We start from the raw sequence: 15,660 nt of genomic DNA, 5'->3' as shown, positions 1-15,660 counted from the left end.
TCAGGCCGTGCCGGCCGCCCGGACGGAGGTGGCCCCGGAGGGACGTGCACCGGGGACCGGGCTGCGGCTGACCGTCCTGCCGCCCGACCGCCGGGTGGCCGAGGCCGCCGGGGGACAGCCGCCCGCCTTCGGGCGCACCCTCCGGATCGCCCTGGCCATGCGCGGCGGCGTGAGCCTGGCGGTGTGGATCGGCGGGGCGGTCGCGGAGCTGGACCTGCTGCGCCGGATCCGGCTCCACCGGGACCCGGCGGGCGGGCTGCACGCCCTGCTGCTGCAGCCGTCCGCGGCGCCCGACCCGCACACGGCCGAGCGCGCCCGGGTGTACGCCGGGCTGCTCGCGGACGCGGGCTACGACCGGGTGGAGTTCGACCTCCTCGCCGGGGCCAGTGCCGGCGGACTGAACGCCGTGGTGCACGCCGTGGCCCAGCGCGCCGGCACCGGGCTGGGCGCCCTGGGCCTGCTGTGGCAGGAGCACGCGGCGCTGGGCCGGCTCCTGCGCCCCCTGGGGCGGGCGCCGGTCGACTCGCTGCTCCAGGGCGACGCCTACCTGTGGCCGCGCGTGCAGGAGCTGCTCGCCACCGTGCACGGGGACCCGCGGCACCACCCGGACCTGGTGGCCGAGCACGTGTCCGTGGACCTGTCCGCCACCGTGCTGGACGGCGGCCCCTCCGTCCACGGGGGCACGGCGGAGGGCCGCGGCGGGTTCCACTTCTCCTCCCCGGAGCCGGGCCGCCCCGCTCCCCCGCCGGGCAACGACGTCCCCGCCCGCCCCGGGGCCCCCGGGGACGGCCCCCCGGAGACGTCCGAGCAGGCCGGCCACCGCGCCGCCTCCCTGGCCCGTCTGGCCTACGCGGCCCGGGCGACGTCGTCCTTCCCCGGCGCGTTCGAGCCCGCCGCCGTGTGGTCGGCACCGACCGCGGGCCGGCTCGGCGGGTTTCCCCGCCCGGACCTCAGCCACGCCTTCTCGGCCCACCGCGACCCGGAGGAGCTGCCCTTCCGGGTGGTCGACGGCGGGGTCTTCGACAACATCCCCATCGACCGGGCCGTCGCCGCCGCCGGCACCCGGACCTCGCTGCGGCACGCCGACCGCTGCCTGCTCTACCTCGACCCGGACCCGCCCGCCCCGCCGGAGGTCCGCGCCGGCGACCCGGACCTGCCGCGCCTGGCCCGCACGCTCGGGGCCACGCTCGCCCGGCTGCGCCGGCGGGAGACCGGCGAGGACGAGGTCCTGGCCCTCGCCGACCTCCGGGACGTCCGGCTGGTCGCGGACGGGCGGCTGCACCCCCTCGCCGCCCTGCCCGTCGCCTGGGACGCCGCCGCGCGGGAGGACCGGCGCCGGGCGTACGTGCGCTACCGGGCCCGGGCGGACGCCGCGCTGCTGGCCCGGCTGCTGACCCGGCCCGCGCAGTGGCAGCTGGCCTCCACACTCCCGCGGCGCCGTCAGGTGCACGCCCGCGGCGCCGCCGAGCTCGAGCCGCTGCGGCAGCAGCTCGCCGGGCGCTACGACGCCCTGTCCCGCGGCCCGCTGACGGCCCCGGGGGCCACGGCCGTGCTGCGCGGCCCGCAGGCGCTGGCCGACGCCGCGTCCTGCGTGCTCGCGTGGGTGCGCTTCCTCGAGTCCCTGCTGCTCGGCCCGGGAGTCGGCCCCGTCCCGCCGGGCGGTGTCGACCCGGCGCTCGCCCGGGCGGTCGCGTACCGGGTGCTGGCCGCGGCCGGACACGCCCGGGACGGCGTGCTCGCGGCGGTCCTGGAGGCCTGCGCGGACCCGGGCACCGCGGTCACGGCCGCGGTGCCCGTCTGGCTGGACGGCTCCTCCCCGGCGCCCGGCGCCGGGGAGGAGGCCTGGCGGGAGCTCGACGCCGCGGTGGCCGCCCTGCGCGGCGCCCACGCCGCCGTCCGGGCGCAGCTGGAGGCCAGCCCCGGCGCACCGCCCGGGGACACGCCGGACCCGGCCACCCTGTGGCGCGAGTCCCCCTGGTCCGCCGTCCCCGTCTCCGGGCCGGTGCCGGCCGCCGCGGACCTGCCCCCGCTGCTGGCGGCGGCCGGGATCCCCACGCCGGTCTCCGGGATCCGCTACGGGGAGATCCGCGGGGACGGCGCGCCCGCCCGTCCCCGGACGCTCGGCCCGCTGCCGCACGCGTGGGCGCGGCAGCGGCTGCAGCGTGCCCTCGACGCCTCGGGGCGCCCCGGCGCCACCGACGACGATCTGCGCCGGCTCCTGGCTCCCGACGCCCGGCGGCTGCCCGCCCGGGACAAGCTCGCCGGCGCCGGGCTGTTCAACTTCCGCGGCTTCCTCGCCGCCGACTGGCGCGCCAACGACTGGTGGTGGGGCCGCCTCGACGCCGCGGCCGGTGCAGCGGACTTCCTCCGCACGCTGCCCGCACGCCCCGGGCCCACCACGGGCCCCCGCGCCACCACGGACCCCCGCGCCGGCACCGCGGTCCCGGCCGCGCCGGAACCGGCACCGCACCGGCCGGCGCGGGAGGCCGCCGCCGCGCTGCAGGAGAGCCTGCTGGACGAGCTCGGCGGCGGGGACCGGCAGCACGCCCTCACCACCGTGGGCGCCGGGGCGGACGGGTCGGCCCGGCTCGCCCCGGGCTACCGGATCGGTCTGGCCTCCCGCGGGCTGCGGGTGCTCGGCCGGGCCCTGGCCGGGACCCCGGGTCTGCCCCGCGGGGTGTGGGAGCTGCTGCTGTTCCTGGGGCAGCCCGTCCTCGTCCTGCTCCCCCTGCTGCTCGCCCCGGTCCGCGCCGCGCTCGCGTTCGTGGCCGCCGCCGGGGCCTTCGGACTGCTCGGGACCCCGGATCCGGCCGGCCGCGCCGGGGAGTTCGTCCTCGCCGGCGCCGGGGCCGTGCTGCTGGCCGCGTCCCTGCTGCGCACGGCGCACCGGGCGCACCGGGGGTGGTCCCGCGTCCTCGCGGCCGCCGGTGGGGCGCCGCCGACCGTCGCCGTCCGGGACGCCGCCCTGCGCCGGGCGGGGTGCTGCGGCGTCGCCGCGGCCGCGCTGCTCCTCCCGGCGGGGGCCGCCGCGACCGCCGGCCGGACCGCGCTGGTGCTGCTGCTGCTGGCGGGGGTGCTGGCGCTCGAGCGCTGCGCCGCCGCCGTGGCGCGGCGGGTGCCGGGGCGGGAGCCCGGGGACGAGGTGGTGCGCGCGGCCGGCGTCGTGCTGGTCGCCGTGGCCGGGTGGGCGCTCGCCGGCGCGGTCGGGGCGGGGCCGGTGGCCCTCCGCCCCGCCGGCGGGGCGGCGCCGCTCGTGGCGGCCGCCGCGGGCGCCGTGCTCGGGGCCCTGCTCCTCGCCGGGTTCCTGCGCCCGGGGTGGGCCGCGCTGGTGGCCGCCGCCGCCGCGGGCACCGCGGCCGCGGCGCTGGGGGCCGTCGGGGCGCTGAGCGACCGGCCCGGGGCGGGGTGCGCCGCGGCCCTGGTCGGCTGGGCCGCGGTGCTGTGGTGGGCCCCGCGGGAGCCGATGCTGCGCCCGTGGGCGCGCTCGGAGGAGCTGCGCCCGCCCAGCGGCCGGGGGGAGCGCGGATAAGCTGGGGGCGATGAAACTCCTCGAAGCCCTCTCCCCCGAGCTCGGCACCCCGGGCCACCCTTACTACCGCGGCGACTTCGCCTCCAACCCGCTGTCCGGGGACGAGGTGTACGAGGGGTTCCTCGGCTGGATCGCCTCCCGGGGCATGGAGCTCTACCCCGCCCAGGACGAGGCCGTCCTGGAGGTCGCGAGCGGGTCCAACGTGATCCTCGCGACCCCGACCGGGTCCGGGAAGTCGACCGTGGCGGTCGCGGCGCACTTCGCCGGGCTCGCCGCCGGGCAGCGCTCCTACTACACCGCCCCGATCAAGGCCCTGGTCTCCGAGAAGTTCTTCTCCCTGGTGGAGATCTTCGGCGCCGAGAACGTCGGGATGGTCACCGGGGACTCCGCCGTCAACGCGGACGCGCCCATCGTGTGCTGCACCGCCGAGATCCTCGCCAACGTGGCCCTGCGCGAGGGCCGGGACGCGGACGTGGGACCCGTGGTGATGGACGAGTTCCACTTCTACTCGGACCCGCAGCGCGGCTGGGCGTGGCAGGTGCCGCTGCTGGAGCTGCCGCAGGCGCAGTTCCTGCTCATGAGCGCCACCCTGGGGGACGTGTCCCGCTTCGAGGAGGGGATCACGGAGCTCACCGGGCGGCCGACGACGACGGTCTCCTCCGCCGAGCGGCCGATCCCGCTGCACCACTACTGGTCCGAGGACCCCATCCACGAGGCCCTCGAGGAGCTGCTGGGCACCAACCAGGCGCCCGTCTACGTGGTGCACTTCTCCCAGCTGCAGGCCATGGACCAGGCCCAGAACCTGATGTCCGTGAACGTGCTGTCCAAGGAGGAGAAGGAGCGGATCGGGGAGCTCATCGGCGGGTTCCGCTTCTCGGCCGGCTTCGGGAAGACGCTCAACCGCCTGGTGCGCCACGGCATCGGCGTCCACCACGCCGGGATGCTGCCCAAGTACCGCCGGCTCGTGGAGCAGCTCGCCCAGACCGGTCTGCTCAAGGTCATCTGCGGCACGGACACCCTGGGCGTGGGCATCAACGTGCCCATCCGCACCGTGGTCATCACGGCCCTGTCCAAGTTCGACGGCGAGCGCACCCGGCGGCTCAACGCCCGCGAGTTCCACCAGATCGCCGGGCGGGCCGGGCGGGCCGGCTACGACACCGCGGGCACCGTGGTGGTCCAGGCGCCCGAGCACGTCATCGAGAACAACAGGGCCATGAAGAAGGCCCACGCCAAGTTCGGCGACGACCAGAAGAAGCTGCGGCAGGTCGTGCGGAAGAAGCCGCCCCAGGGCTTCGTCTCGTGGGGGAAGCCGACGTTCGAGACCCTCGTGGCCTCGGAGCCCGAGCCCCTGGGCTCCTCCTTCACCGTGACCCACTCGATGCTGCTCAACCTGCTGCAGCGGCCCGGGAACCCGGTGCTGGCCGCGTGGCACCTGCTCACGCACAACCACGAGACGCGCCAGCGCCAGCGCGCCCTCCTCAGGCAGGCGATCGGGATCCTCAAGGAGCTGCGGGCCGCCGGCGTCGTCGAGAAGCTGGACACCCCGGACGAGGAGGGCCGCACCTGGCGGCTGACCGTGGAGCTGCAGGAGAACTTCGCCCTGAACCAGCCGCTGTCCCCCTTCGCCCTGGCCGCCCTGACCCTGCTCGACCGGGACGCCCCCGGTTACGCGCTCGACGTCGTCTCCGTCGTGGAGGCCACCCTGGAGAAGCCGCGCCAGGTGCTCAACATGCAGGAGAAGAAGGCCCGCGGGGAGGCCGTGGCCGCGATGAAGGCCGAGGGCCTGGACTACGAGGAGCGGATGAAGGAGCTCGAGGAGGTCAGCTACGCCAAGCCCCTCGAGGAGCTGCTGACGCAGGCCTTCGAGACCTACCGCACCGGGGCCCCGTGGGTGGCCCAGTTCGAGCTCACCCCGAAGTCGGTGGTCCGGGACATGTACGAGCGGGCGATGACCTTCGGCGACTACGTGCAGTTCTACGGCCTGGCCCGCTCCGAGGGCATCCTGCTGCGCTACCTCTCCGACGCCTACAAGGCGCTGCGCCAGACGGTGCCGCTGGACATGCTGCGCGAGGACCTCGAGGACCTGGTCGAGTGGCTGGGCGAGCTCATCCGGCAGACCGACAACTCGCTGCTGGACGAGTGGGAGAAGCTCGCCGCCGGCGAGGAGTCCCCCATGGGCACCTCCGCGGACTCCCTCGAGGAGCTCATCGACGAGCAGCCCCCGGTGCTCACGGCCAACCCGCGGGCGTTCCGGGTCATGGTCCGCAACGCCCTGTTCCAGCGGGTGGAGCTGTTCGCCGACGAGAAGGACAAGGTGCTCGGGGCGCTGGACGGCGCGCACGGCTGGGACCGGGACCGGTGGGCGGACGCCATGGACGCCTACTTCGACGAGCACGACGACCTCTACACGGACCCCCAGTCCCGCGGGCCCGGCCTGGTGCGCATCGACGAGCGGCCCGAGGGCCTGGACGGGTACTGGACCGTGGTGCAGGTCTTCGACGACCCCGACGGCCACCACGACTGGGGCATCAACGCCCGCATCGACCTGCGCGCCTCCGACGAGGACGGCTTCCCCGCCGTGATCGTGGACAACGTGGGGCCGGTGACCGAGACGGGGCGCTGAGCGTCCGACCCGGGGACCGGCCCCGGGACCGCAGGAGGCCCCCGTCCGCGCGAGCGGGCGGGGGCCTCCGTCGTCGGGCGCCGGGTCAGGCGGAGCGGCCGGTGCTGCCGCCCCGCGGGGCGTCGGGGGTGGTGGTGCCGGCGGCGTCCTGCGTCGGCGCGTGGGCGCCGTGGACGGCCTCGGCCTCCGGGGTCGGGACCACGTCGGGCTCCGGGGCCACCCCGGTGCGCTCGAACTCGCGGTGCTTGCCGCGGGCCCGGTCCAGCAGGTCGTGGAAGTACTTCTCGGACTCGACCAGCTCCTCGCGGTGCTTCTCGGAGATCTTCGGCATCTGCTGCTGGAACCTGGCGGCCTTGTCGGCGAGCTTGCGCCGCTCCTCCGGGGAGGCGTCCTGGGGCAGGGTGACGTACTGCTCGGCCGTGGTCTGCAGGCCGCCGATGATGCGCAGGGCCCGCCCCTTGGGGCTGAACAGCGAGGCCAGGACGGTGACGACCAGCACGCCGATGATCACGGACAGGGACAGCCCGATGCTGATCTCCACGACCTCCACGTGCTCGCCGTTGTTGATGAAGGGCAGGTTGTTCTCGTGCAGGGCGTGGATGATGAGCTTGACGCCGATGAAGCCCAGGATGATGGCCAGGCCCCAGGAGAGGTAGATGAGCCGGTCCAGCAGGCCGTCGATGAGGAAGTACAGCTGGCGCAGGCCCATGAGCGAGAACGCCACGGCGGTGAACACCAGGTAGGTCTCCTGGGTGAGGCCGAAGATCGCCGGGATCGAGTCGAGGGCGAAGAGCACGTCCGTGCCGCCGATGGCGACCATGACCAGCAGCATCGGCGTCATGGCGCGCTTGCCGTTGTGGATGGTGAAGAGCTTGTCGCCGTCGTAGTGGTCGGTGGTGTGGATGAACCGCTTGGCCAGGCGCACCACGAAGTTGTCGGCCTCGTCGTGGCCCGACTCCGAGAGCTCACCCTTGATGAGCGAGCCCGCGGTGAGCAGCAGGATGAGCCCGAAGGCGTAGAACACCCACGCGAACTGGTTGATCAGCCCGGCGCCCACGAAGATCAGGGCGGTGCGGGCCACCAGGGCGAACGTGATGCCGAACAGCAGCACCTTCTGCTGGTCCGCGCGCGGGACCTTGAAGGAGGCCATGATGATGAGGAACACGAAGAGGTTGTCCACGGACAGCGCCTTCTCCGTGATGTACCCGGCGTAGTACTCCCCGGCGTAGCGACCACCCCACTCCACCAGGACGAACAGGCCGAACAGGAGGGCGAGGCCCACGTAGATCGCCGACCAGATCGCGGCTTCCTTCAGCTGGGGCTCGTGCGCCTTGCGCACGTGGAACACGTAGTCGAAGAGGAGCAGGCCGAGGATGGCCGCGATCGTGATGATCCAGACGGTGGATGAGACTTCCATGATTCTGCTTTCGGGGTCGAGTACGGGACAGCCGTAAGTCTCTCCGCCGCGCGTGCCGCACCGTTCCGGTGCGCCGTGCTGGTCCGGCCACTGTGTCCGGTCGGGTCCGGGGACCCGACGTGCTGACGTCCACAGCGCTGAGGGATACTCCCCTAGGCTCGGCCCAGTCTATACGGAGGTCGCGGCGGACACGGCGAAGGCCCGGTCCGACGTGTGCCGGACCGGGCCTGCGGCCGTGCGGGCCGTCGACGACGGCCCCGGGCGCTCAGCCCGCGGGGGCGCTCAGCGACCGCCCTCCCGGTGCTCCGTGCCCTGCACGTCCCGGCTGTCGTCGTGGTGCTCCTCGACGGTCTTGCCCGTGTGCTCGTGGACGTCGGGCAGCTCCACGCGGGACCGCTCGGCGGCGCCGCGGGCCGCGTGGTGCTTCTTCACGAGCTCGGCCTGCACGATGCGGATCTCCTGGGTGGGCGTGCCCTCCGGGATGCCCCGGTAGACCTCGATGGCCCGGTGCAGCTCGGCCACGGCGTGGGCGGAGCGGCCCTTCGGGCTGAGCACGGACGCGATCGTGGCGACCGCGATGATGGACACGATCACGCCCAGGGACACGAAGGTGGGGATCTCCGGGGCCCAGGCGATGTGCTCGCCGCCGTTGATGAAGGGCACCTCGTTCTCGTGCATGGCGTGCAGGATGAGCTTGACCCCGATGAACGCCAGGATCAGCGACAGGCCGTGCTTGAGGTAGATGAGCCGCTCCATCAGCCCGCCGAGCAGGAAGTAGAGCTGGCGGAGGCCCATGAGGGCGAAGATGTTGGCGGTGAAGACGATGAACGGGCTCTGGGTGAGCCCGAAGATCGCCGGGATGGAGTCGAAGGCGAACATCAGGTCGGTCACGCCGATGGTCACGAACACCACGAGCATCGGCGTGAAGAGCTTCTTGCCGTTCACCGTGGTGCGCAGCTTGTTGCCGTCGTACTGGTCCGTCATGGGGACCACGGTGCGCAGCTTGCGGATGAGGGCGTTCTCCTCCGACTCGTCCTCGCCGTCGTCCTTGGCCTGGTGGTAGGCGGTCCAGAGCAGGAAGACGCCGAAGATGTAGAAGACCCAGGAGAAGTTGGCGATGATCGTGGCGCCCAGCAGGATGAAGATCCCGCGCAGGACGAGGGCGATGATGATGCCCACCATCAGCACCTCCTGCTGGTACTTCCGCGGCACCGCGAACCGGGTCATGATCACGATGAACACGAACAGGTTGTCGATGCTGAGGCTGTACTCGGTGATCCAGCCCGCCACGAACTGGGTGCCCTGCTCGGCGCCGGCGAACGCGAACATCAGGCCGCCGAACACGAGCGCGAGGGCCACGTAGATGCCCACCCAGATGCCGGCCTCCTTCATGGAGGGCTCGTGGGGGCGCTTGGCGACCATGATCAGGTCGAAGAGGAGGATGGCGCCGAGAACGACGAAGGAGCCGATCTCGAACCACGCGGGTAGCTGTGTGTGCACGCGAGTTCTTTCGCTTGGAGATGGGTGAGTCCCCGGCCGGCGTCGTCCGTGGAGCGGGGCGGGCCGGGGCATCACGATGAGCCGCAAGTCTCTCCGCCGTTCCCGGCGGGCCCGGGCGCGGCCGCTGCGACCGGCCGGGCTCCGTTGCCCGGCGTGCTGACGACCGCAGCGCTGAGGGATACTCCCCTACGCGGGGTGCACTCTACCCCAACCTGGGAGAACGCCGGGAACCGGTGTCGCCGCGGGTCACGGTCGCGGGCGGGGACGGGTGCGGCCCGGGGCTCAGGCGTGCCCGGCCTGCTGCATCTGCCGCAGCTCCTTCTTCAGGTCCGCGAGCTCGTCGCGGATCCGCCCGGCGAGCTCGAACTGCAGCTCGGCGGCGGCGGCCTGCATCTGCTCGGTCATCTGCGCGATGAGGTCCACCAGGTCCTCCGCCGGGGCGGCGGCGACCCCGTCCCGGCGCAGCTTCTGCTCCGCGGCCGCCGCCGCGTCCCGCCCGCCCGCGCCCGCGGTCGGGGCCGTCTTCTTCCCGGCGGCCGCGCGCCGGGCGAGCAGCTCGCGGGTGTCCTCCTCCTCGCGCTGGAGCTGGTCGGTGATGTCGGCGATCCGCTTCCGCAGCGGCTGCGGGTCGATCCCGTGCTCGGTGTTGTAGGCGACCTGGATCTCCCGACGGCGGTTGGTCTCCTCGATGGCCGTGGCCATGGAGTCGGTGATCCGGTCGGCGTACATGTGCACCTGGCCGGAGACGTTGCGCGCGGCGCGGCCGATGGTCTGGATCAGGGAGGTCGTCGAGCGCAGGAACCCCTCCTTGTCCGCGTCGAGGATGGCGACCAGGGAGACCTCGGGCAGGTCCAGGCCCTCGCGTAGCAGGTTGATGCCCACGAGGACGTCGAAGGTGCCCATCCGCAGCTCCCGCAGCAGCTCCACGCGGCGGAGGGTGTCGACGTCGGAGTGCAGGTACTGGACCTTCACGCCGTGCTCCATGAGGTACTCGGTGAGGTCCTCGGCCATCCGCTTGGTCAGCGTGGTGACGAGCACCCGCTCGTCGCGCTCCACCCGCACGGTGATCTCGTCGAGCAGGTCGTCGATCTGGCCCTTGGTGGGCTTGACGATGACCTCGGGGTCGACGAGGCCGGTGGGCCGGATGATCTGCTCCACGTAGCCGTCCGCCTGGGACAGCTCGTACTTGCCCGGGGTGGCGGAGAGGTAGACGGTCTGGCCGATCCGCTCCAGGAACTCGTCCCACTTCAGCGGCCGGTTGTCCATCGCGGAGGGCAGCCGGAAGCCGTGCTCCACGAGGGTGCGCTTGCGGGACATGTCGCCCTCGTACATGCCGCCGATCTGGGGGATCGTCACGTGGGACTCGTCGACCACCAGCAGGAAGTCGTCCGGGAAGTAGTCGATCAGGCAGTGCGGCGCCGAGCCGCGCGGGCGGCCGTCGATGTGCAGCGAGTAGTTCTCGATGCCGTTGCAGTAGCCCATCTGCTCCATCATCTCGAGGTCGTACGTGGTGCGCATGCGCAGCCGCTGGGCCTCGACGAGCTTGTTCTGGGACTCCAGCTCCTTCAGCCGGGCGGCGAGCTCCTCCTCCACGGACTTCACGGCCCGCGCCATCCGGTCCGCCCCGGCCACGTAGTGGGAGGCGGGGAAGACGTACATCTCGGTCTCCTCCCGGATGATCTCCCCGGTCAGCGGGTGGAGGGTGTAGATGGACTCGATCTCGTCGCCGAAGAACTCCACGCGGATGGCGTGCTCCTCGTACATCGGGATGATCTCCACGGTGTCCCCGCGGACGCGGAAGGTGCCGCGGTGGAAGTCGACGTCGTTGCGCGCGTACTGCATGTTCACGAACCGGCGCAGCAGCTCGTCCCGGTCCATCTCCTCGCCCCGGCGCATGGTGACCATCTGCGCCACGTACTCCTCCGGGGTGCCCAGGCCGTAGATGCAGGAGACGGTGGCGACCACCACGACGTCCCGGCGGGTCAGCAGCGCGTTCGTCGCGGAGTGCCGCAGCCGCTCGACCTCCTCGTTGATGGAGGAGTCCTTCTCGATGAAGGTGTCCGTCTGCGGGACGTAGGCCTCCGGCTGGTAGTAGTCGTAGTAGGAGACGAAGTACTCGACCGCGTTGTTCGGCAGCAGCTCGCGCAGCTCGTTGGCCAGCTGCGCGGCGAGCGTCTTGTTCTGCACCATGACCAGCGTGGGCCGCTGGACCCGTTCGATCAGCCACGCGGCGGTCGCCGACTTGCCGGTGCCCGTGGCGCCGAGCAGGACCACGTCCTTCTCCCCCGCCTCGACGCGCGTGGCGAGCTCCTCGATGGCCCGGGGCTGGTCGCCGGCGGGGACGTAGTCGGAGATGACCTCGAAGGGGGCGACCACACGGTTGATCTTCTGCGCCAGGCTCATGGATCCAGGCTACGCCCCGCCCCGGACACGCGGACCGGGTTCCTCCGGAGGCGATCAGCGGCCGCCGGGCCACCCGCCCGGGGCCCGGGCGGACCGGTGCGGGGGCGCCGTCACATGCGCTGGTACCGGGCGCGGACCACCAGGAACAGCCCGTAGCAGATCAGTCCCACGGCCACAGCCCCGAGCAGCCACGTGCCGAAGGGCTGCTCCTGCAGGGACTTCAGGGCGCCGTCCAGGCCGGTCGCCTCCTCGGGGTCGTGCTGCACGGTGGCCACCACGAAGAGCACGCCCAGCACCGCCAGGGCGATCCCCTTCGCGACGTAGCCGGCCACCCCGAGGGCGACCACCGCCGAGCCGGCCCGGCCGGGGGGCAGGCCCTCGAGGGTCCGGGTGAAGCTGCGGGTCACGCCCCGGTGGACGAAGTAGCCGCCGGCGACGACCAGCCCCAGGCCCACGGCCACGAGCAGCACGGTGCCGGCCGGGTGGGCCATCAGCCGGGCGCTGATCGACTGCGTGGACCGGCTGCTGTCGCTCGAGCCGCCCAGGGCGTAGGTGCCGAAGACCGCGCCGATCGCCCCGTAGGCCACGGCCTGACCGCCGGACTTGAGCCGGCGCGTGAGCTGCTCCCGGCCGGAGCGCCGCGCCGCGCCGACGACGGTCTCGCTGAGCAGGAACAGGGCCAGGGCCGCGCAGCCGAGGAAGCACGCCCACAGCAGCACGGTGCCGCCCGGGGTGCCGGCGAGCGCGGCCACGGCACCGGACTGGTCCGCCGAGCCGGACCCGCCGCGGGCCACCCGCAGGGCGATCACCCCGATCATGGCGTGCAGCAGGCCCGCGGCCACGAAGCCGGCCCGGGCCGCGAGGACGAATCCGCGCGAGTCCGTGGCCTCGTCGGCGGCGTCGGCCGCCCTGGTCGCCCGGCGTCCGAGCTCGCCCATGGGTCCTCCTGGGGATAGGGCTCCATGGTGCGCGCCGCGGCGGCTGCTGTCCACGCCGCCGTTCGACGGACACCGGGCGGGGTGAGGCGCCGGGCCCGGGCGCGGGCTACTGCTGGAAGGCGGCGTCGAAGGCGGCGCCAGCGGGGCCGAAGTCGAAGCGCTTCAGGAAGGCGAGCGCCTCGGGCGCGCCCTGCAGGCGGTCCATCCCGGCGTCCTCCCACTCCACGGAGACGGGGCCGTCGTAGCCGATCGCGGTCAGGGCCCGGAAGCTGTCCTCCCAGGGCACGTCACCGCGGCCGGTCGAGACGAAGTCCCAGCCCCGGCGGGGATCGCCCCAGGGCAGGTGCGAGGACAGGATGCCGTTGCGCCCGCCGCCCATCCGCATCTTGGTGTCCTTGCAGTCCACGTGGTAGATCCGCTCGGCGAAGTCGGAGATGAACGCGACCGGGTCGATCTGCTGCCACAGGAAGTGGCTGGGGTCCCAGTTCAGCCCGAAGGCCTCGCGGTGCCCGATGGCCTCCAGCGCCCGGTGGGTGGACCAGTAGTCGTAGGCGATCTCGGACGGGTGCACCTCGTGGGCGAAGCGCACCCCGCACTCGTCGAAGACGTCCAGGACGGGGTTCCAGCGGTCGGCGAAGTCCCGGTAGCCGGCGTCGATCACCTCCGCGGGGACCGGGGGGAACATCGCGACGTACTGCCAGATCGCGGAGCCGGTGAAGCCGACCACGGTGTCCACGCCGAGCCGCTGCGCCAGGCGCGCCGTGTGCTTCATCTCCTCCGCGGCCCGGGTGCGCACGCCCTCGGGGTCGCCGTCGCCCCAGACCCGGGGTCCCACGATGGCCCGGTGCCGGAAGTCGATCGGGTCGTCGCAGACGGCCTGGCCCTTGAGGTGGTTGGAGATGGCCCAGACCCCCAGCCCGTGGCGCTCCAGGATCTCGAGCCGCTCCTGGACGTAGGCGTCGTCGTCCCACCGCCAGGCGTCGAGGTGCTCCCCGGACACGGCGATCTCCAGGCCGTCGTAGCCCCAGCCGGCGGCGAGCTCGGCGACCTGCTCGAGCGGGAGGTCGGCCCACTGGCCGGTGAACAGGGTGTAGCGGTGTCCCATGGTGGTCCTCGGTGTTCGTGGAGAGGCGCTCTCCGGTCGGTCGGGCGTCGGCGGTGCGGTCGGTGGTGCGGTCGGGGGTCACAGCCGGACGGTGGCGCCGTCCCGCGCCGCGCTGTCCGTCACGGCCTCCAGCACCCGCTGGACGGCCAGCCCGTCCGCGAAGTCGGGCGCGGCCGGCACCCCGGTGTCGATGGCGTGCAGGAAGTCGGCGGCCTGGCTGGTGAAGGTGTGGTCCCAGCCGAGGATGTGCCCGGGCGGCCACCACGCCCCGGCGTAGGGGTGGGAGTCCTCGGTGACGAGGATCCGGGCGTAGCCCCGGGCGTCCCCCGGGGCGGCGGTGTCGAAGACCTGCAGCTCGTTGAGCCGTTCCAGGTCGAAGCGCAGGCCGCCGCGCGAGCCGTAGACCTCGATCTCGAGGGCGTTCTTGCGCCCGGTGGCGCAGCGGGAGACCTCCAGGCTGACCACCGCCCCGGAGGCGGTGCGCAGGGTCGCCCAGGCGGCGTCGTCGACCGTGACGCGCTCGGTCCCGTCGGGGCCCTCGCGGGTCCGGACGAAGGTCTCGGTGGTCCCGGCGACGGACACGACCGGTGAGCCGAGCAGGAAGCGCACCTGGTCGACGGCGTGCGAGGCGAGGTCCCCGAGCGCCCCTGACCCCGCGGTCTCCCGGCGGAGGCGCCACGTCATGGGCGCGTGCTCGTCGGCGAGCCAGTCCTGGAGGTAGCTGGCCCGCACCTGCCGGACCTCGCCCACCCGGCCCTCGGCGATCATCGTGCGCGCCAGCGCCAGCGCCGGGACCCGGCGGTAGTTGAAGCCGACCATGGCGTGCACCCCGTGCGCCCGGGCGGCGGCCGCGGCGGCCGCCATGCGCTCGGCCTCGGCCACCGTGTTGGCCAGCGGCTTCTCCACGAGCACGTGCTTGCCGGCCTCGAGGGCCGCGATCGCCATGTCGGCGTGCAGGTGGCCGGGGGTGCAGATGTCGACGACGTCGACGTCGGGCCGCTCCAGCACCGAGCGCCAGTCCGTGCCGCTCTCCGCCCACCCGTACCGCTGCGCGGCCGCGTCCACGGGGCCGGCCTCCCGGCCGACCAGCACCCGCTGGGCGACGCGCGGCGCGGGGTAGAACGCGTTGACGTTGCGCCAGGCGTTGGAGTGGGCCTTGCCCATGAAGGAGTAGCCGAGCACGGCCACGCCCAGGACGCCCGGCGCGGGCCCCCGGTCGGTGCGCGCGGCCGGCTCGGGTGCGGGGCTGGTCATGGCTCTCCTCCTCGGCTCCGGTCACGGGCGGCGCGCAGGAACGCCAGACCGTGCTCCGCGAGCTGGTCCTGGGTCGGGGCCAGGGCCCGCCAGACCGCGGCGGCGGTGGCGATGCTGGCGTTGTGGGCGGTGAAGCTCTCGATGTTCAGGGCGCCGGTGTAGCCGACGTCGTCCAGGGCCTCGAAGATGCCCGTCCAGTCCGTCTGGTCCCCGCCCGGGGCCCCGCGGTCGTTGCCGCAGACCTGCAGGTGCACCAGGTGCTCCCCGGCCGCGCGGACCGCCCCGGCGGAGGACCGCTCCTCGAGGTGCAGGTGGTAGGTGTCCAGGGCCAGGCCCACGCCGTGCCCCAGCAGCGGGCCCAGGGCCTCGAGGGCCTGGGCGGTGGTGTTGATCAGCGAGGTCTCGTAGCGGTTGAGCGGTTCAACGCCCAGCACCACACCGGCGGCCTCGGCCTCGGCCGCGAGGGGGGCCAGGTTCCGGCGCAGCTGCGCGTACGCCTGCTCCCGCTCCGCGGCGTCCATCCGCCACAGCCGCCCCGTGTGCGCGTAGAAGGGGCCGCACACCGCGGGGGCGCCGACGTCGTGGGCCAGCTCGATGCAGGCGCTGAGGTAGCGCTGGGTCCGCAGCACCACGTCGTCGTCGGCCAGCACCAGCTCCCGGCCGGGGGCCATGGCGCCCACGATCCACGGCCGCAGCCCGGCGAGCGCCTCCCGCACCGTCGCGGCGGAGAAGTCGCCCTCCTGCTCCAGGGGCAGCTCGACGGCCTCGAAGCCCAGCTCCGCGATCCTCGCCAGCAGCGGGGGCAGGTTCGCGTCCGTGAGCGGGGACTCCCAGACCCAGGTGTTGACGCCGATCGGGCGGTGCATGGGCGGCTCTCCTTCCGGTGCGGTG

The 15,660-nt window shown here is 73.7% G+C and carries 8 protein-coding genes and 1 pseudogene; 2 read left to right on the top strand and 7 right to left on the bottom strand.

Translation table 11 applies throughout. The features are described from left to right. The first annotated feature begins 7 nt into the window (after positions 1-7). Both ACWCOM_RS08305 and ACWCOM_RS08300 read left to right on the top strand, forming a co-directional pair. On the top strand, positions 8-3,529 hold the full coding sequence (locus ACWCOM_RS08305; RefSeq protein WP_454548262.1) for a DUF3376 domain-containing protein: 3,522 nt from the start codon (positions 8-10) through the stop codon (positions 3,527-3,529). A gap of 10 nt (positions 3,530-3,539) precedes the next feature. After that, positions 3,540-6,152 (top strand): DEAD/DEAH box helicase, encoded by a 2,613-nt coding sequence (locus ACWCOM_RS08300; protein WP_454548261.1) that lies wholly within the window; start codon positions 3,540-3,542, stop codon positions 6,150-6,152. An 85-nt stretch (positions 6,153-6,237) separates the two neighbouring features. Here ACWCOM_RS08300 and ACWCOM_RS08295 read toward each other — a convergent pair whose 3' ends face one another. The 7 genes and pseudogenes from ACWCOM_RS08295 to ACWCOM_RS08265 all read right to left on the bottom strand — a co-directional run bounded on the left by ACWCOM_RS08295 (position 6,238) and on the right by ACWCOM_RS08265 (position 15,635). After that, positions 6,238-7,569 (bottom strand): TerC family protein, encoded by a 1,332-nt coding sequence (locus ACWCOM_RS08295; protein WP_454548260.1) that lies wholly within the window; start codon positions 7,567-7,569, stop codon positions 6,238-6,240. 510 nt (positions 7,570-8,079) lie between these two features. Next, positions 8,080-9,069 (bottom strand): annotated as a pseudogene (locus ACWCOM_RS08290) (TerC family protein); the annotation flags it as partial. A gap of 282 nt (positions 9,070-9,351) precedes the next feature. Further along, on the bottom strand, positions 9,352-11,472 hold the full coding sequence (gene uvrB, locus ACWCOM_RS08285) for an excinuclease ABC subunit UvrB (protein ID WP_454548259.1): 2,121 nt from the start codon (positions 11,470-11,472) through the stop codon (positions 9,352-9,354). Between the two features lie 110 nt (positions 11,473-11,582). Next, positions 11,583-12,410, bottom strand: coding sequence for a DUF1206 domain-containing protein (locus tag ACWCOM_RS08280; RefSeq protein ID WP_454548258.1), 828 nt, complete (start codon positions 12,408-12,410; stop codon positions 11,583-11,585). Positions 12,411-12,516: 106 nt separating this feature from the next. Further along, positions 12,517-13,515: a sugar phosphate isomerase/epimerase family protein gene (locus ACWCOM_RS08275; RefSeq protein WP_454548257.1), complete on the bottom strand. Its 999-nt coding sequence runs from the start codon at positions 13,513-13,515 to the stop codon at positions 12,517-12,519. A gap of 78 nt (positions 13,516-13,593) precedes the next feature. Continuing rightward, a complete protein-coding gene (locus ACWCOM_RS08270; protein ID WP_454548256.1) occupies positions 13,594-14,769 on the bottom strand; it encodes a Gfo/Idh/MocA family protein in 1,176 nt (391 codons plus the stop codon). Continuing rightward, on the bottom strand, positions 14,766-15,635 hold the full coding sequence (locus ACWCOM_RS08265) for a sugar phosphate isomerase/epimerase family protein (RefSeq protein ID WP_454548255.1): 870 nt from the start codon (positions 15,633-15,635) through the stop codon (positions 14,766-14,768). The genes ACWCOM_RS08270 and ACWCOM_RS08265 overlap by 4 nt, the downstream gene beginning before the upstream one ends. Positions 15,636-15,660: the final 25 nt, after the last annotated feature.

This window comes from Kocuria sp. KH4, from assembly GCF_053711175.1.
The sequence above is the reverse complement of the archived record's forward strand: the minus strand, read 5'-3'. Positions and strand labels throughout refer to the sequence as shown.

What these genes read in the sequence shown, in the direction of transcription:
- ACWCOM_RS08300 (WP_454548261.1), top strand. Translation starts at nt 3,540, where the DNA reads ATGAAACTCCTCGAAGCCCTCTCCCCCGAGCTCGGCACCCCGGGCCAC.
- ACWCOM_RS08295 (WP_454548260.1), bottom strand. Translation starts at nt 7,569, where the DNA reads ATGGAAGTCTCATCCACCGTCTGGATCATCACGATCGCGGCCATCCTC.
- uvrB (WP_454548259.1), bottom strand. Translation starts at nt 11,472, where the DNA reads ATGAGCCTGGCGCAGAAGATCAACCGTGTGGTCGCCCCCTTCGAGGTC.
- ACWCOM_RS08280 (WP_454548258.1), bottom strand. Translation starts at nt 12,410, where the DNA reads ATGGGCGAGCTCGGACGCCGGGCGACCAGGGCGGCCGACGCCGCCGAC.
- ACWCOM_RS08275 (WP_454548257.1), bottom strand. Translation starts at nt 13,515, where the DNA reads ATGGGACACCGCTACACCCTGTTCACCGGCCAGTGGGCCGACCTCCCG.
- ACWCOM_RS08270 (WP_454548256.1), bottom strand. Translation starts at nt 14,769, where the DNA reads ATGACCAGCCCCGCACCCGAGCCGGCCGCGCGCACCGACCGGGGGCCC.
- ACWCOM_RS08265 (WP_454548255.1), bottom strand. Translation starts at nt 15,635, where the DNA reads ATGCACCGCCCGATCGGCGTCAACACCTGGGTCTGGGAGTCCCCGCTC.